13 protein-coding genes are annotated in these 16,633 nt (G+C 64.8%); 2 read left to right on the top strand and 11 right to left on the bottom strand.

What is annotated here, in order from left to right:
* The first annotated feature begins 133 nt into the window (after positions 1-133).
* Entirely contained in the window at positions 134-1,855 is a 1,722-nt protein-coding gene (locus AACH55_RS13055; protein ID WP_338714939.1) for a methyl-accepting chemotaxis protein, read from the top strand.
* On the opposite strand, the gene AACH55_RS13050 is transcribed toward AACH55_RS13055, so the two are convergent.
* The 7 genes from AACH55_RS13050 to AACH55_RS13020 form a co-directional block, all read right to left on the bottom strand.
* Positions 1,852-2,979 carry an adenosine deaminase gene (locus AACH55_RS13050; RefSeq protein ID WP_338714937.1) on the bottom strand — a complete coding sequence of 376 codons (1,128 nt, stop codon included), beginning with the start codon at positions 2,977-2,979 and terminating at the stop codon, positions 1,852-1,854. The genes AACH55_RS13055 and AACH55_RS13050 overlap by 4 nt on opposite strands.
* A 54-nt stretch (positions 2,980-3,033) precedes the next feature.
* Entirely contained in the window at positions 3,034-4,002 is a 969-nt protein-coding gene (locus tag AACH55_RS13045) for a nucleoside hydrolase (protein WP_338714935.1), read from the bottom strand.
* Positions 4,003-4,036: 34 nt separating this feature from the next.
* Complete coding sequence (locus AACH55_RS13040; RefSeq protein WP_338714934.1) at positions 4,037-5,050, bottom strand: ABC transporter ATP-binding protein; 1,014 nt, start codon at positions 5,048-5,050, stop codon at positions 4,037-4,039.
* 12 nt (positions 5,051-5,062) lie between these two features.
* Positions 5,063-5,842 carry an ABC transporter permease gene (locus AACH55_RS13035; protein ID WP_338714932.1) on the bottom strand — a complete coding sequence of 260 codons (780 nt, stop codon included), beginning with the start codon at positions 5,840-5,842 and terminating at the stop codon, positions 5,063-5,065.
* On the bottom strand, positions 5,839-6,666 hold the full coding sequence (locus AACH55_RS13030; protein ID WP_338714931.1) for an ABC transporter permease: 828 nt from the start codon (positions 6,664-6,666) through the stop codon (positions 5,839-5,841). The genes AACH55_RS13035 and AACH55_RS13030 overlap by 4 nt, the downstream gene beginning before the upstream one ends.
* 111 nt (positions 6,667-6,777) lie before the next feature.
* Positions 6,778-7,830: an ABC transporter substrate-binding protein gene (locus tag AACH55_RS13025; RefSeq protein ID WP_338714930.1), complete on the bottom strand. Its 1,053-nt coding sequence runs from the start codon at positions 7,828-7,830 to the stop codon at positions 6,778-6,780.
* Positions 7,831-7,926: 96 nt separating this feature from the next.
* A complete protein-coding gene (locus tag AACH55_RS13020; protein ID WP_338714929.1) occupies positions 7,927-9,045 on the bottom strand; it encodes a porin in 1,119 nt (372 codons plus the stop codon).
* Positions 9,046-9,240: 195 nt separating this feature from the next.
* Between AACH55_RS13020 and AACH55_RS13015 the strand changes: the two genes are divergently transcribed.
* Positions 9,241-10,167: a LysR family transcriptional regulator gene (locus tag AACH55_RS13015; protein ID WP_338714928.1), complete on the top strand. Its 927-nt coding sequence runs from the start codon at positions 9,241-9,243 to the stop codon at positions 10,165-10,167.
* Positions 10,168-10,214: 47 nt separating this feature from the next.
* On the opposite strand, the gene AACH55_RS13010 is transcribed toward AACH55_RS13015, so the two are convergent.
* From AACH55_RS13010 to AACH55_RS12995, 4 genes are all read right to left on the bottom strand, one after another.
* Complete coding sequence (locus AACH55_RS13010; protein WP_338714927.1) at positions 10,215-10,640, bottom strand: hypothetical protein; 426 nt, start codon at positions 10,638-10,640, stop codon at positions 10,215-10,217.
* A 67-nt stretch (positions 10,641-10,707) separates the two neighbouring features.
* Complete coding sequence (locus tag AACH55_RS13005; RefSeq protein WP_338714925.1) at positions 10,708-12,168, bottom strand: efflux transporter outer membrane subunit; 1,461 nt, start codon at positions 12,166-12,168, stop codon at positions 10,708-10,710.
* Between the two features lie 13 nt (positions 12,169-12,181).
* Positions 12,182-15,286, bottom strand: a complete 3,105-nt coding sequence (locus AACH55_RS13000; protein WP_338714924.1) for a CusA/CzcA family heavy metal efflux RND transporter — start codon at positions 15,284-15,286, stop codon at positions 12,182-12,184.
* A complete protein-coding gene (locus AACH55_RS12995) occupies positions 15,279-16,427 on the bottom strand; it encodes an efflux RND transporter periplasmic adaptor subunit (protein ID WP_338714922.1) in 1,149 nt (382 codons plus the stop codon). Before AACH55_RS12995 ends, AACH55_RS13000 begins: the two co-directional genes overlap by 8 nt.
* Positions 16,428-16,633 lie beyond the last annotated feature (206 nt).

The raw sequence follows: 16,633 nt of genomic DNA, 5'->3' as shown, positions 1-16,633 counted from the left end.
TCATCAAGCATCTTCCCCCGTTTCGGCCCTGATCCAAGCCCTGCACGTATCGTCCGCCTGCCGGTCGGCGAGGCACTGCCCAAGAGGCTTTGCGCGCCCCAGCCGGATTTTTCAGACGAACAGGGAGGAGAAGATGTCGATCTATAAACGTTTTTCAATCAGGCAGATTCTGCTGATGCTCACCGTCATCATTGCTGTACTGATGGTGACGCTGGTGGTCATGGCCATGGCCGAAACGCAGGCCGGGCTCGAGCTCAACCAGGCGCATATGCGGCGACATGTGTCGCAGCAACTGGCCGAGGAATTGCGGCAGAGTTCGGATGACCTCACACGCCTGGCGCGCACCTATGTGATCACCGGCAACCCGGAGTATGCGCGGCAGTACCAGGCGATCCTGGATATTCGCGACGGCAAGCGCGCACGTCCCGAGCAATACCAGCGCATCTACTGGGACCTGGTCGCCGCCGACGGCCAGCCGCCCCGTCCGGACAGCAATGTGACGGCCTCGCTGGGCGAGCTGATGCAACAGGCCGGCTTCACCCAGGCGGAGATGGACAAGCTGCTCGAAGCCAAGCGCAACTCCGACACGCTGGTGGCCACAGAGACCCGGGCCATGAACATCGTGCAAAGACACTACCAGGGCCGCCAGGGCGCTGAGCTGCCGCTGGCCGAGCCTGATCTGGCATTGGCCCGGCAGATGCTGCATGACCATGCCTATCACGTCGAGAAGGCGCGCATCATGCGTCCGATGGATGAGTTCCTGTTGATGCTGGAGAGGCGCACGGAGCGCGAGATCGCCCAGGCAAGCCAGCGCACCGAATCGCTCAACGCCATGATCAACCTGCTGGCAGGCATGGTGCTGCTGTTCCTGGCGGTGAGCCTGACCAGCCTGTACAGCCTGATTGCCGGGCCACTGAGCCAGGCAGCCGATCTGGCCACGCAGGTGGCCAAAGGCGACCTGTGCGGCGAGATCGAGGTGGAGTTCAAGGGTGAGACCGGCCAGTTGCTGGCTTCGCTGCAGAACATGCAGCAGGGGCTGAGCCACATCGTGCGCCAGGTACGCCATGGGGCCAAGGTCATACGCGGTTCGGCCGGCAATATCGCTGATGGCGCACTGGATCTGGCCACGCGCTCGCAACAACAAGCCTGCTCCCTGGAGGAAACCGCCACTGCGATGGAACAACTGAGCGCCACCGCGCAGCAAAGCGCCAACTACGCCCAGCGGGCCAGCACCCTGGCGGACTCGGCCGCAGAAGTGGCCGCTGCGGGCGGGGCGGCGGTCGATCAGGTGGTCATCAAGATGGCGGCGATTCAGGCCGCTGCCGGACGCATCGTCGAGATCATCACGGTGATCGACGACATCGCCTTCCAGACCAACCTGCTGGCGCTCAATGCGGCCGTGGAGGCAGCCCATGCAGGCGTGCACGGGCGCGGTTTCGGGGTCGTCGCCAGCGAGGTGCGTGAACTGGCACAACGTTCGGCTGCCGCTGCGCAGGAGATCAAGACCCTGATCATGGCATCGGCGCAGCAGATTGAAGAGGGCAGCCAGCATGCCCAGGCGGCCGGCCTGACCATGCACGAGGTGGTGGTGCAGGTGGATGGCGTGAGCCGGGTCATTGCCGAGATCGCCAGCGTGAGCACGCAGCAGTCGGCCGGTATGGAGCAGGTAGCCGAGGCCGTCAGCGCGATGGAGCAGATCACGCAGCACAATGTGGCGCTGGTGCAGCAGTCCTCCGCCGCCGCTGAGGCGATGCGCCTGGCCACTGAACGGATGGCCGAACTGGTGGACAGGTTCCAGGTGAATCAAGGTGAATTCCATGACGATGACGGCATGGTCATCGACATGGCGGCCTAGGGCCGGTTCACATTCAATCTGCGCGATGCGTTGCCCCCGGAAGGCAGTGTGGTCAGGCGCGCGCGCAGTTGATCGAAGCGATCATCCCAACGCGCACGCCATTGCCGGCGCAGCGCATCGTCCATCCAGGCCGCATCGAGACCGTTACGCATGAACTGCTTGAGGTCATCCACGTCGGCTCCCAGTTGCAGCATCATCAGCCAGGCACCGGTCGGGGTGACCAGGTGCAGGGTGGGGTCATCGGTATTGGGGTGCAGGCGCAGGCCGGCGGCCAGCATCTTGCGGATCGGATGATCCGTCGCCCAGCGCTCGGGGGCGAGCGTGCGCAGATAGTAGGAATTGGTCGGCACCACCGTGAAGACCAGGCCGCGCGCGATGCAGCGTTGCATCAGCGCCGGGTTGTCGACGATGGTGTAGCCGTGATCGATACGGTCCACCTGCAGCAGATCGATGGCGGTGGCGACGTTGTGCCAGGGCATGCCGAATTCGCCGGCGTGGGCCGTGGTCTTCAGGCCGGCCTCGCGGGCCAGACGGTAAGCGGCTTCGAAGAGTTCGGGCGGGCGATCGTTCTCACGGTAATCCATGCCGATACCGACCACTTGCGGCGCGCGCGCAGCCAGCATCCATTGCACCATGGTCACGGCTTCCTCGGGGCTGGCTTCGCGGTCGATGCTGGGGATCAGGCGGCCGATGATGCCGATCTCGCGCTCGGCATCGACGATGGCGCGCACGATGGCGGACTGGGCATCGGCGTAGGGGATGCCGGACACGCGCACCGTGCCGGTCGGATTCCAGAAAAATTCGCTGTAGGCCACGCCGTGGGCGTGGGCATCCTCCAGGTACTCATAGGTGATGCGGTAGAGGTCATCGGGCCGGCGGATCAGCGCGGCATCGAGCGCGCGCAACACGCGCAGCACGCCCACCGGTTTTTCGCCGCGCGTATAGAAGGCCTCGATCTCCTCGGGCGAGACCGGATGGCCGGCGCGTGCGGAGAGTTCGCTGAAGGTCTGGCGGCGCACTGCGCCGAACAGGTGGCAATGCAATTCGACCTTGGGCAGCGCGCGCACGAATTGTTCGAGCGTGAGCGTGAGCGGGCCGGTGTCGTGTTCGTTATGGGAAGTCATGAAACGCAGATCAGTGGAATGGGCCGTGGCCGGAAAGAGGTGATGGGTACGCTTTCAGGACAGGCTGCCCAGCAGCTCCTGCATCATGCACTGCATGGCGCGCGGACCGTCGACCGTCATGGCGACCTCGGTATTGGCCGTGGCCCGGCGCGGCACGCGGAATTCGCACACCGTCATGCCGCGCGTGAGACGGCCCTGCAATTCGATCTCCACCCGGGCTGGCTGGAAGCTGAACAATTCAGGACGTTTGAGCCAGATCGCCACGGCCGGGTCATACATGGGCATGGGCACCGAACCATCGGGACTGCGGATGCGCAGGTAAGCCTCGAAGTAACCGGCCAGCCACCGGGCACGCGCCGTACCCAGCGCACGGACCTGCTGCACCTCGGCGGAGGTCACCAGCAACTGGCGGCACAGGTTCAGGCCGAACATGCGCAGCGGGATGCCGGAGCGGAACACCAAATCGGCCGCTTCCGGATCGGCATAGATATTGAATTCGGCGGCGGCGGTGTGATTGCCCTGGTCAGCCGAGCCGCCCATGAGGATGATTTCCCTGACCATGCCGGCGATCTCGGGCGCACGCTGCAGGGCCACGGCCACATTGGTCAGCGGGGCGATGCACATGAGCGTGATCTCGCCGGCATGCAGACGGATCGCTTCGATCATGGCATCCACGGCGTGCGGAAGCGGATCGCGCTGCAACTGCCGCGACTGGTGCGCTTCGAGGGCAGCGATATCGACCTGCGGCAGGCTCTCACCGGTGGTGGCCATGCCGGCGTCACCGAGGATGGATTGGGCGGTTTCGATGGTGCCGGCCAGCGGCTTGTCGCAACCGGCATAGACCGGCACGTCGAGCTGGTAATGCTGCTTGATGCGCAGCGCATTGTCATAGGTCGTCACCAGCGGGGCATTGCCCGCCACCACCGACACGCCCAGCCAGTGCACGTCCAGGTTGGCCGAGAGCATCAGCATGGCCAGCCAGTCGTCAAAGCCGGGGTCGGTATCGAGCCAGATCTTGTGCATGTTTGTCTTCTTCTTGAAAGGTCCAGTGGGAGGCTCAGGCAGACAGTGCCAGGGCCTCATGCGCGGGCAGGTCGAAGTGCACGGCGTCGCCTTCACGGGCCGAGGCCAGGGTGGCGGGGGCCATGCCGCGAACCTCGCCCAACGCGGTCTGCAACAGGTATTCGACGTGCTCGCCGAGGAAACCGCGCGAGAGCACGCGACCCTCGTAGGGACCGCTGCCGACCTGCACCTGCTGCACGCGCCAGCCGGCGCAGGCCGTGCCGGCTGGAAGTCCGGCCAGCGGCAGCTGTCCCGCCGCGCCGTGCAACTGACCATCGGAATAATCGAAGAGGTTCTCGAAGCCCATGAAGTTGGCCACGAAACGCGTGCGCGGCGCATTGAAGAGCTGCTCGGGCGTATCGAGCTGCTCGATCCTGCCGCCGTTCATCACGACGATGCGGTCCGACATGGCCAGCGCCTCGTCCTGGTCATGTGTGACATAGAGCATGGTGATGCCCAGCTCGCGCTGGATGCGGCGCAGCTCGGCGCGCATCTGCACGCGCAGCTTGGCATCGAGGTTGGACAGCGGTTCATCGAGCAACAGCAGCTTGGGCTCGATCACGATGGCGCGCGCCAGCGCCACGCGCTGTTGCTGGCCGCCCGACATCTGCGCAGGCAGGCGCGCTTCGAAACCGGTGAGGCCGACGGCGGCGATGACCTTCTCGACGCGCTGGCGCAGTTCGGCAGCGGGCACCTTGCGCAAACGCAGGCCGAAGGCCACGTTGTCGAACACGTTCAGGTGCGGGAACAGCGCATAGGACTGGAACACCAGGCCGATGTCGCGCCTGTTGGGCGGCAGGCGGCTGATGTCGCGGCCGTCGAGGGTGATGCGGCCGGCGCGCAGGTCGATCAGACCGGCGATGGCGCGCATGGTGGTGGTCTTGCCGCAGCCGCTGGGGCCGAGCAGCGAAATCAGTTCGCCGCGTTGCACGGTCAGGTCCAGACCTTCCACGGCGGTCCGGGCGTTGCCGTAGCCGAGCGCTACTTGGTGGAGATTCAGGTAACTCATCAGGTTCTCACATCACATGTATTTGGAAATGCCCAGCACCTTCTCGGTGACCAGCACGAAGGCCATGGTGAACAGCACCAGCAGCGTGGACAGCGCCGCAATGGAGGGATCGAAACTGTTTTCCATATGGCCCAGCATTTCGATGGGCAGGGTGCTGATGCCCGGACCGGTGAGGAACAGCGACACCGGCACCTGATTGAAGGAAGTCACGAAGGCCAGGAAGAAGGCCGCAATCACCGCGCCCCGGATATTGGGCAGCACCACCAGCCGGAAGGTCTGCATGCGCGTGGCCCCCAAGGTGATGGCGGCCTCCTCGATATCGACGCGCAGATTGGCCAGACTGGAATAGACCACCCGCACCGCATAGGGCGTGAGCAGCCCGACATGGCCGATCAATAAACCCAGGAACACCGGCGCATCGATCACCAGCACGAAGTGGCGCAACAGGCCCAGCCCGACCAGCATGGCCGGGATGATGAGCGGCGAGGTCAGCACCTGCTTGATCACCGCCATGCCCGGTGGCGGCATGCGCGACATGGCATAGGCCACGGGCACGCCCAGCAGCAGCGCGATCACGGTGGCCAGCAGGCCGATCTGCAGGCTGGTGCCGAAGGCCTGACGGAATTCATCGGCCTGCAACACCGCGACGATCCAGCGCAGCGAATAGGAGGGCGGCGGGAAGGCCAGCGTCTCGCCACCGCTGAAGCCGGCAAGAAAGACGATGATGAAGGGGCCCAGCAGGAACAGCATCACGGCCCACAGCACCACGCGCGGGAAGAGTCCTTGTTTCATGTCGTCCTCCGGGGAGCGGCAATGCGTTTCAAGCCGGCGTTGACGGCCAGCGTCATCGCCACCAGGATCACCGCGATCACGTTGGCGGTGCCGAAATCACTTTCCACGCTGACCTTCTGGTAGAGCAGCGTTTCCAGCATCAAGACCTTGGGCCCGCCCAGCAATGCGGGCGTCACGTAGGCCGTGACGCTGCCGGTGAAGACCAGGGTGCCGCCGACGATCAGCCCTTCCTGCGTCAGCGGCAGGGTGACGCGGGTGAACACCTGCCAGGCATTGGCGCCCAGCGTCGAGGCGGCCAGCGCGAGGTCGGCGGAAATGTTTTCCATGGCACTGACCAGCGACATCAGCATCAGCGGCAGCAGCAACTGCAGCAGGCCCACGAAGACCGCCATCTCGGTGAAGAGCAGGCGCTGCGGTTCATCGGCCAGACCGAGATGCAGCAGCACCGCGTTGACCGCGCCATTGCGTCCGAACAGCACGATCCAGGCATAGGTGCGTGCAATGGGCGAGACCATCAGCGGCAGGATCATCATGCCCAGCACCAGTCCGCGCCAGCGTGCATGCACGCGCACGATGGCCTGGGCGGCGGGATAGCAGAGCAGGGCCGAACACAGCGTGACCAATGCGGCGATGCGCAGGGTGCGCCACAGCACCTGCAGGTGCAGCGGCTCGGCAAAGAAACCGGCGAAGCGGGCCAGACTCCATTGCAGCGGGCCGCCATCGAGACTGTCCGGCCCACCGATGCGGAAGGCATCCAGCAGCAGGGCCGCCACCGGCAGCAGGAAACAGACCGATGTGAAGATCAGCGCAGGCGTGACCAGCATCAGTCCTAGGCGTGATTTGGAAGAGGCGAGCATGGGGCGCAAACGGGGTCCGGAAAGAAAAGGGCGGCGCACTGCACCCGGCAGGCGTCGCCACGACATGAAGGGTTTCGCTTATTGGCTGATGCCCTTGTTCCACTGTTCCAGCCAGCCCGAGCGGTACTTCAGCAGGTCTTCCGGCTTGACGAACTTGAGCGAGGCGATGTGTTCACCGCCATAGGTGTTGAATTCGGCCTTGTCCTTGGGCAGCACGACTTGCGTATTGACCGGCGAATCCACCAGTTCGGTGGCCAGCGCCGTCTGCACTTCCTTGGAGAGCCAGAAATCCATCAGCTGGTAAGCCAGGTCGGCATTCTTCGATTTGGTCACGATGCCCATCACGTTCATGCCGGCGGCCTGACCCTCGGCGGGGATGGCCCATTTGAGCGGCATGCCGGTCTTCATCAGTTGCGACCAGGTGAAGCGTGCGACCGGGGCCACCCAGATTTCGTCCTGGGCGAACAGTGACGACAACTGCGCGCTGTTCTTGGTGAAGGTCACCACGTTGTTCCTGATCGAGAGAATTTTCTGCAGGCCGGTGCGATAGTCGCCACCCTTGCCGCCCCAGGCCAGGTCGGCCATCTGCAGGGCCAGCGGACCTTGCGTGGTACTCACATCCGGCAGCGCCAGGCGGCCCTTCAGTTCGGGGCTCCACAGGTCCTTCCAGGATTGCGGGGCGCGCGTCTTGTCGCTGCGGTAGACCAGGCCGACCGAATAGATGGTGTAGCCGACCGCGTAATTGCCGCCGATGGGATTGCGGGCGAAAGGATAGATCTGGCTGTAGTTCTTCAGCCGGCTGTAGTCCAGCGGCTGCACCAGCCCCTTGCGTGCGGCTTCGAGCATGCCGAAGTCCGACAGCAGTACCAGGTCCACCACCGGGTTGTTGCGGCGGGCGTCGAGCTTGGCGATGCGGTCGGCATTGTTGCCGGTCTCGACCACGATCTCGCAGCCGCATTTTTCCTTGAAGGGCGCATAGACCAGCTTGTTGAACAGCGGCTGGGAAATCGGATACGCCGACAGTACCAGCGTGCGCTTTTCCGCGTGGGCCGGGGCCGCCAGCAGGGACAGGCCGAGGCCGGTCATGGCCAGGGCGGCGAGGGGACGAGAGCAACGTGCGGGCTTGAACATGGCGATCCTTGGTACGGACAAATGAGACTGCATATTGTAGGCCCGGCCAGCGCGGGAGCCACTGGCCAGGCCTGGGGAGAACAGAAGGCTTGCGGCTTAGAACACGTGACGCATGCCCAGCATCAGCACGGCCTGCTTCTTGTCGCTGGAGGAGGGGAAGCCGAAGATGGTGGCCCTAGTCGCATCACCCGCTGCCAGCTGGTAGCTGTAGGTGATGGCCACGTCGGTGCGCCTGGAGAGGAAGTAGTCCGCCTGCAGGTTGATCTGGTGCCACTTCGGATTCTTGTTGATGGTGTCGTACTTGCCGGTGGTGTAGAAGTAGGACGCGCCCAGGTTCAGGGCCGGCGTGTAATGGTGCACCACGTTGATGTCGAAGTTCTGCAGCGTCAGTTTGGTGTTGTCCAGGTATTCGTACTTGACGTTGCTGTACATGGCGCCGAAGTCGGTATTGCCCACGATGTAGAAGCCACCGGTGCCGGCGATGCGCTGGCGGCGCACGCCTGCCGAGCTGTTGACCGCGCTCTTGTTGAAGATCAACAGCGAGCTGGCGTAGTCGTTGCCCATGGCGCCATCGGGGCTCTTGCTGCTGTTGGGCTGGTCCATCTGGGTGTAGGCGACGGCCCAGCGGAAGTTGCCGCCCTTGTAGCCGGAGCCGATGCTCATGACACGGTTGACCGATGCATCACCGGCGGCTTCGCCAAATCCATACAAGGCGGTGACGTTGAAATCCTTGAACATCGGGCTGACGTACTTGACCGAGTTCTGCACGCGCAGGTTGTTGTAGCCGTTGTCGTTGTCGCCGATGTGCACGCCGTTGGAGGCGATGACCACCGGGCCGAGATAGTCCTTGACCGCTTCGTACTGGCGGCCGAGGGTGACGGTGCCCATGCTGTTGGAGGCCAGGCCCACCCAGGACTGGCGACCGAACAGGCGACCACTCTGCGAGGCCGCGCCGGTCATCATGTTGAAGCCGTTTTCCAGCGTGAAGACGGCGCGGGTTCCGCCGCCCAGGTCTTCCTGACCGCGAAAGCCGATGCGCGGATTCTGGTTGGTGCCCGAGAGTGCCTCGAAGTTGTGCGGACCGCCCTGGTTGGTGAGATAACCCACGCCGCCCGAAATGAGACCGTAGATCTCGACCTTGCTTTGCGCCTGCGCCTGTGCGCCTGCCAGCGCTGCCGGAATGGCCAGCGCGCCTATCATCCAGTGTTTTTTCATGCCTGCCCCTGTGGTATTGAAGATGGCCATACGACCGTTCATTGTTGGAATTCGCTGCGAACGGTGTGGAGGATAGGGCAAGACGTTAAATAATATAATTTGTTTATATTTATAATTTCATAAATTCGATTTATAACCAGGCGGCGTTTCCCATCCCGTGATTGCCTGCTTGCCGACTTCTTTTGAGCGCGTGCCATGATCAAACTGAATCAGAAAGTCACCCTGCGCCATCTGCAGGCACTGGTCACCCTGGCCGACACCAACAGCTTCAGCCGCGCCGCCGATGCCCTGGCGGTCACCCAGCCGGCCTTGTCGGCCTCCATCAAGCAGCTCGAAAACCAGCTCGGGACGCGGCTTTTCGACCGCACCACGCATCAGATCAGCCTGACCGCGCAAGGCAGCGTGGTGCTGGAATACGCGCGCCACCTGCTCAATACGGCCAGCAACATCTTCGACGATATCGAGCACGCCATCGGTACCGGACGCCATCGCATCCGGGTCGGGGCGATTCCCTCGGCGGTCACGCTGACAGCGGCGGTCATCGCCCGCTACAACCAGGCGCATGACGAACATGTGGAAATCCTGCTACAGGACATGCCCAACGATGCCCTGCTCGATGCGCTGCATTCGGGCAAGCTGGATTTTTGCGTGGGGATCAAGCCGCCTGACTCGCTGTCTTCGCAGACGCTGGAGACGGTGACCCTGTTCGAGGATGAACTGGTGCTGATCGTCTCGCGCCGCCATCCCCTGGCGGGTGCCAAGGAAGTGCAGTGGCGGCAGATGGCGGGAGAGGAGATCGTGCTCTTCACGCAGGGCAGCGTGTGGGAATTCGCCTCGGCGGCGCTGATGCAGCATGGCCTGGCCTCATCGCGACGCTATCAGGTCGTGCATAGTGAATCGCTCTATGGCGTGGTGCGCTCGGGCATTGCCATCGGCATCATGCCCAGCCTCTACACCACCTACCTGCGCGATGACAGCCTGCACGTGGCGCCGCTGCGGCAACCCACGCTCAAGCGCAAGATCGTCCTCATGCGCCGCAATGAGGTCAGCCGCAGCCACTGGACCGATCATTGTTTCCGCGAACTGCGCAGCGACCTCAAGCAGGCCAATCACTGGTTCTGAGCCGGACTCAGACGATCTTGCAGGGGATGGTTGCATCCTCGTCGACGCTATAGACGGCGCACAGACGATGGTAGCCATCGGCCACCAGTGGCAGGCAATGGCGCGGGGCCCAGGATGATGGCCAGTTCGTCATGGGCACATCGTCCCGGCACGATCTGCACGGCCTGATGCAATGGCAGCGCGGCATCTTCATCCAACGCCGCATAGGTCGTGGCATTGAAATGACTGGCCCAGTGGCGATAGCGGATGGCCACGAAGCGGGTGCCCCCGCGCAACTGGGCCAAGCGGCTGGCCAGGCAGGGCGGCAATTGCTCGGCGCGGGTGTGCGGATCGATGACGCTTTGTATCACGCCGACGGTCGCCTGGACGTGGGAATCGGCGGGCGGACGCCATGAGCAGGCGGGCAGCGCCAGCAAGCCCGCCATGCAGAGCGGCAAGCGCCACATCGTACTGTTTTTCGTGTGCAGGCTCATGAACGGATCTCCGGTTTGCGCAGAGCGGCAGCCTGCCGGCCGCGCTCCCCTTGAGCGTATTGCAGCTTCACAGGTCCTGGTGCCACCAGCCACCCCCCAGCGCCTGGAACAGCGCCACCGTATCGGACAGGCGCGCGGCCTGCGCCTGCACCCGTGACTGGCTGGCGGTCAACAGGTTCTGCTCGGCCAGCAGCACTTGCGGATAGCCCGCCAGGCCGGCCTTCCATTGCGCCTGCGCGGCATCGAAGCTGCGCCGGGCCGCTCCCTCGGCGCGCGCGGCGGCCTTGAGGGCATCGGCATCGGCGGCCATCGCGTGCAGGGTATCGGCCACGTTCTGGAAGGCCGCCAGCACCACGCTGCGGTACTGCGCCCGGGCCTGGTCGAGCCCGGCTTCGGCGGCGCGCTGCTGGTGCTGCAGGGCACCGCCATGGAAGATGGGCGTGGCCAGGTTCAGGCCCAGACTCCAGAACGCCGTTCCCGGTTTGAACAGATTGGAGATGTCCTGAGCCGAGCTGCCGAGGGTGCCAGTGATGGAGAAACTGGGCAGGCGATTGGCCACGGCCACGCCCACCTGGGCCGAGGCGGCCTGCAATTGCGCCTGCGCGGCGCGCACATCGGGGCGCTGCTGCACCAGGGTCGACGGCAGGCTCAGTGGCAACTCGGAAGGCAGCGTCAAGGCCGACAGCATCAGCTGCGGTGTGCCGCCTTGTTCGGGGAAGCGTCCGGCCAGCACCGCGATCTGGTCACGCTGCTGGGCCAGTTGCTTGCGCAGGCCCGGCAAGACCGCCTGCGCCTGCGCCAGCAGGCTTTCCTGGGCGGCCACATCGGCCTGACCCAGGGCGCCCAGCGTGCGCTGCTTCTCGACCAGCTCCAGCTGCTGCGCGGCCAGCGCCGCGGCTTTCTCGGCGGCCTGCAACTGCTCACGCAGACTGGCTTCGTTGACCACCGCCAGTACCACGTTGGACACCAGCGTCAGGTAAGTGGCATTGCGCTGGAAGCGCTGTACCTCGGCCTGCGCCCGGCTCGCTTCGACCTGGCGGCGGGCACCGCCGAAGATGTCGGGTGCATACGAGATGTTGAGCTGGGCGGTATGCAGGTTGTAGATGTAGCTGTTGTCAGCCAACGGGCTGGCCAGGGTGTCGGCGACCTTCTGGCGAGTGGGGGTGAACTGCAGGTCCACGCTGGGCCACAGGCTGCCACCTTGTGCGGCCGCAGTTTCGCGCGCCATATGCAAGGCCGCCTGGGCCGCTTCAAGATCGGCGTTGTGGGCCAGGGCATCCTCGACCAGCGCATCCAGGGCCGGGGAGCCGAAGGCCTTCCACCATTGGCCCGGCACATCCTGGCCGGCGACGAAATGCTGGCCATCGGGGGGCGTGGCGGTCTCCACCTTGTCGGCGGTATAGGCGCTCACCTTGGGGGCGTCCGGCGTCTTGAAGTCGGGACCGACGGCGCAGCCGGCCAGGACCAGACCGAGCGCAGTGGCGCAGGCCAGGCCGGGCCAGCGGGGAGAAATGAAAGTCAGAAACATGGTGGGCTCATCCTCAACGGGAGTTGGCATGGTCATCGGCGCTCGGCGCGGCAGGGCGCGCCAGCTTCGATTCAACCAGGTAGTACAAGGCGGGCAACAGCACCAGGGTCAGGATGGTGGCGCTCATCAGGCCGCCCACCACCACGGTGGCCAGCGGCCGTTGCACGTCGCTGCCCAGGCCGTGGGCGATGGCCGCCGGCACCAGCCCGAGCGCGGCGACGGTGGCGGTCATGAGCACCGGCCGCATCCGTTGCAGCGCGCCGGCGATGACGGCCTCCCGCAGCGGCAGGCCGGACTGGCCGACCCAGCGGTTCAGGTTGGACATCATGATGATGGCGTTCAGGACCGCTACCCCGAACAGGGCAATGAAGCCCACCGCCGAGGACACATTGAGCGTCATGCCACGCAGATGCAGCGCGATCAGGCCGCCCAGCGTGGTCAGCGGCACGCACAGCAGGATCAGGGTAGGCTGGCGCAGGTTCTTGAACTCGGCAAAGAGCAGCACGAACATGAAGGCCAGCGCCATCGGGAGGATCAGCGCCAGACGGGCCTGGGCGCGTTGCTGGTTCTCGAATTGACCGCCCCAGGCGATGTCGTAGCGGGTGTGGTCGTAATGCACCTGACCGGCAATGCGGGCCTTGGCGTCATCCAGGAAGGAGGCCAGGTCGCGGCCGCGCAGGTTCAGGCGCACCGTCAGGTGGCGGCGGTTCATCTCGCGGGTGATGGTGGTTTCGCCATCTTCCATGGTGATGTGCGCCACCTGCGACAAGGCCACATGGGCGCCATTGGCCGCTACCAGCGTCAGGTTGCCGAGGGCTTCGGGGGTGGAACGGGCATGGTCGTTGAAGACCGCAGCCACGTTGTAGCTGCGTTCCTCGATGAAGACCTGCGTCACCGGACTGCCGCCGATGCCGGTCTGGATCAGCGCCATGATGTCGGCCACGTTGATGCCCAGCCGGGCTGCAGCGGCACGGTCGACGTTCACGCGCACCTGGGGCAGGCGCGGCTCCTGATCGATGACCACATCGGCCGCACCCGGTACGTTCTGCAAGACTTCCTGCACCGACGTGGCCAGCGTCCGCATTTCCTTGAAGTCGTTGCCATAGATCTTGACGGCAAGGTCGCTGTGCGATCCGGAGAGCTTGTCGAGCACGCCGTCGATCATGGGCTGGGTGAAGCCGACGTCGATGCCGGCCAGCTTCTTGTAGCGCTCGGCCATGTGGGCGATCAGTTCCTGCTTGGTCCAGCCGGAGGCCCACTGGTCATACGGATGCAGGGTCACCGCGCACTCGATGTGCGAGGGCGTGAAGGGATCGGTGCCATCGTCATTGCGGCCGACCTGGGTCACGATGTGCTCGACCTCGGGGAATTCGCGGGTGGCAGCGCGCAGACGGTCGGCCAGTTCGCTGGCCTTGTCCAGCGACACGCCCGGCGGCAGCTGGACCTGCAGCCAGATCGAGCCCTCATCCAGGTAAGGCAGGAAATCACGCCCGATGGTGGCGCCCAGCACGCCGATGGCGGCCAGGGTCAGCACGGTCAGTGCCAGCACGAAGCGCGACTTGCCCACCAGACGATCCAGGATGCTGCGGTAACGCGGCTCCAGCCACGCCAGCACCGGATTGTGGAAGACCCTGACCGGGCGGCGATATGCCAGCCAGGACAGGCCGGGCGTGAGCAGCAAGGCCACCAGCAGCGCGCCCAGCAGGGCGAAGCCGACCGCAAAGGCCATCGGCGAAAAGAGCTTGTATTCGATGCGCTGGAAGGCGAACAGCGGCAGGTAGGCAATGATGATGACCAGCATGCCGAAGAAGATCGGCCGTGCCAGTTGGCGCATGAGCTGCAGGATGTCGGTCCCGGTGATTTCGCCTTGCGGGCGTTCTTCACGCAGGCGCAGCACGCTTTCCACCAGCACGATGGCGCCATCGACCAGGATGCCGAAGTCGATCGCTCCCAGCGAGAGCAGGTTGGCCGGGATCTTGAAGTGATGCATCAGGATGAAGGCCGTCAGCAGCGACAGCGGGATGGTGATGGCCACGATGGCGGCCGCACGCGCACTGCCCAGGAACAGCAAGAGCACCAGCGAGACCATCACCATGCCTTCCATCAGGGTCTTGCCGACCGTATGTACGGTCGCGTCCACCAGCTTGCTGCGGTCGATGTAGGGCACGATCTTGACGTCCTTGGGCAGGATGTGGTCGTTCAGGTCCTGCACGGCCGCGTGCACGCCCTCCATCACGCGCGAGGGGTTCTCGTTCTTGAGCAGCAGGGTGATGCCTTCGATGGCGTCGGACTGCCCGTCGATCCCCAGCACGCCGTGGCGTTCCTGGTTGCCCAGCACCACGCGGCCCAGATCCTTGACCAGCACCGGCACGCCATTCTTTTGCGAGACCACGACGTTGCCCAGGTCGTCCAGGCTGCGGATGAGTCCCACGCCACGGATCACCAGACCCTGCTCACCGCGCTGCATGATGCTGCCGCCGGCATTGGCATTGTTGGCCGAGATGGCCTGGCTGATCTGGTTCAGCGAGGTGTTGTACTTGATCAGCCTGGCCGGATCCAGCTCCAGCATGAACTGGGTGGTCAGTCCGCCGAAGTTGGAGACGTCGACCACGCCCGGTACTTGCTTGAGGCGCGGAATCACCTTCCAGAACTGCAGCTCGGAGAGTTCGCGCAGACCGCGCGTCTTCGATTGCAATGTGTAGCGGTAGATTTCGCCGATGGGCGAGGTCAGTGCATCCAGCCCCGGCTGGGCGCCGTAGGGCAGGGTGACGGCGGAGATGCGCTCCTGCAGGCGCTGGCGCGACCAGTAGTCTTCGGCGCCATCATTGAAGACGACCGTGATGAGTGACAGGCCGAAGGTGCTCTCCGAGCGCATCACGTGCATGCCTGGGGTGCCCATGATCTGGCGCTCCAGCGGAATGGTGATCTGCTGTTCCACTTCTTCGGCGGCCAGACCGTTGACCTGGGTGACCACCTGTGAAGTGACGTCGGCGATATCGGGATAGGCTTCCAGCGGCAACTGGTTCCAGCAGTACCAGCCATAGAGCGCCGCCAGCAGGAACACCAGCTGCACGATGCCGCGCCGCTGGAAGCAGAGGGTGACGAGACGTTCAATCATTGAGCAGTACTCCATCCTTGATGACCACACGGTCACCGGAAGCCAGACCGGCGGTGACCTCGACCTCGTTGCCGATCTGCGCACCGAGGACGATCTTGCGGGCCTCGAACTTCCACGGCGCCACCTCCACGAAGACGCGGTTGGCAAAACCGCTTTGCACCACCGCGGTCATGGGTACCAGCAAACCGGGGCGGGCTGCCTCGCGCAGGGTGGCGCGGGCGAACATGCCCGGCTTGAGCCGGCCATCGGGGTTGGGCGCCAGCATGCGCACTTTCACGGTGCGGGTATCCGGGTCCAGCACCTGCGCCACCGACTGGACTCTGGACAGCAGCAGCTGACCGGGATAGGCGTCCAGCAACAGTTCGGCATCCTGGCCGACCTTCAGGCGCGCCAGGTCTTTTTCCTGTGCGCTGGCGCTGACGTAGACCGAGGACAGGTCGGCCACCGTCATCACCGAGGCCGTGGTGTCGTTCCAGAAGCTGCCCACGGCGGCGTTCAGTTCGATCACATGGCCGCTGACCGGCGCGCGCACCGCCAGGGGCGCAGCGCTGCCGGCACCGCTGGCGCCGCCCAGCGCGGCCACGCGGGCCTGGGCCCGGGCGGCTTCGCTGTCGGCTTGTTCATAGTCGCTTTGCGCCTGTTCCAGGTCGCGCCGCGCGGAGATGTTGGCCTGGTCCAGGCTGCGCTGGCGCTCCAGGTTGCGGCGCGCCAGGGTCAGGGCCGCCTGGGCCTTGCGCGCATCGCTGACGGCCTGGCCCAGGTCAGACGACTCGATCTCGAAGAGCACCTCGCCGGCCTTGACCGCATCGCCCAGGCGCTTGTGCAGATGCACGATGCGTCCCGTGGTGGGCGGAAGAATTCTGGCCAGGCGCGCCGGATCGGCCTCGACCACGGCCGGCAGGCTGAAGGGGATGGCGATCGCGCGTTCTTCGATCAGGCTGGTCTTGAGGCTGTTGCGCAGGGCTGACTCGGGCGGGATGACGATGGTCTCGCCTTCATGGGTCAGGACCGGACTGGCCGCCGGACTCGGCTTGACCTCGCCGGCCATGAGCGGCAGGGTGCCGCGCACGGCGATGGCAAGCAATGCGGCTGCGCCGAGCAGGGCGAGGCCGCCTCTGCGCGTAGGGATTCGGATTTTCATGGTGGCACCGTGGACTGTGCGGTTGAGGGAGGAGCGCGGCGCTCCGTAGCGGTCGTGCCGCTGTCGCTGTTGCTGTCTGTGTTTCCCGGCCCAGACCAAAGAGCCGTCGCCCTTTTGGTTGCGCTGCAAAAAACGTCGCTATCATAGGAGGGCTGGCTCCAGCCGTTTCTGAATCTTTCTTCAGAAAGCAGGGCTGCAGCTCATGG

This window comes from Herbaspirillum sp. DW155 (genome assembly GCF_037076565.1).
Classification (GTDB): domain Bacteria; phylum Pseudomonadota; class Gammaproteobacteria; order Burkholderiales; family Burkholderiaceae_D; genus Herbaspirillum.
The sequence above is the reverse complement of the archived record's forward strand: the minus strand, read 5'-3'. Positions and strand labels throughout refer to the sequence as shown.

Excerpts from the sequence above, each read along its gene's own strand:
- AACH55_RS13045 (WP_338714935.1), bottom strand. The coding sequence starts at position 4,002 with ATGCACAAGATCTGGCTCGATACCGACCCCGGCTTTGACGACTGGCTG.
- AACH55_RS12995 (WP_338714922.1), bottom strand. The coding sequence starts at position 16,427 with ATGAAAATCCGAATCCCTACGCGCAGAGGCGGCCTCGCCCTGCTCGGC.
- AACH55_RS13030 (WP_338714931.1), bottom strand. The coding sequence starts at position 6,666 with ATGCTGGTCACGCCTGCGCTGATCTTCACATCGGTCTGTTTCCTGCTG.
- AACH55_RS13035 (WP_338714932.1), bottom strand. The coding sequence starts at position 5,842 with ATGAAACAAGGACTCTTCCCGCGCGTGGTGCTGTGGGCCGTGATGCTG.
- AACH55_RS13005 (WP_338714925.1), bottom strand. The coding sequence starts at position 12,168 with ATGTTTCTGACTTTCATTTCTCCCCGCTGGCCCGGCCTGGCCTGCGCC.
- AACH55_RS13025 (WP_338714930.1), bottom strand. The coding sequence starts at position 7,830 with ATGTTCAAGCCCGCACGTTGCTCTCGTCCCCTCGCCGCCCTGGCCATG.
- AACH55_RS13020 (WP_338714929.1), bottom strand. The coding sequence starts at position 9,045 with ATGAAAAAACACTGGATGATAGGCGCGCTGGCCATTCCGGCAGCGCTG.
- AACH55_RS13050 (WP_338714937.1), bottom strand. The coding sequence starts at position 2,979 with ATGACTTCCCATAACGAACACGACACCGGCCCGCTCACGCTCACGCTC.
- AACH55_RS13040 (WP_338714934.1), bottom strand. The coding sequence starts at position 5,050 with ATGAGTTACCTGAATCTCCACCAAGTAGCGCTCGGCTACGGCAACGCC.
- AACH55_RS13000 (WP_338714924.1), bottom strand. The coding sequence starts at position 15,286 with ATGATTGAACGTCTCGTCACCCTCTGCTTCCAGCGGCGCGGCATCGTG.
- AACH55_RS13010 (WP_338714927.1), bottom strand. The coding sequence starts at position 10,640 with ATGAGCCTGCACACGAAAAACAGTACGATGTGGCGCTTGCCGCTCTGC.
- AACH55_RS13055 (WP_338714939.1), top strand. The coding sequence starts at position 134 with ATGTCGATCTATAAACGTTTTTCAATCAGGCAGATTCTGCTGATGCTC.
- AACH55_RS13015 (WP_338714928.1), top strand. The coding sequence starts at position 9,241 with ATGATCAAACTGAATCAGAAAGTCACCCTGCGCCATCTGCAGGCACTG.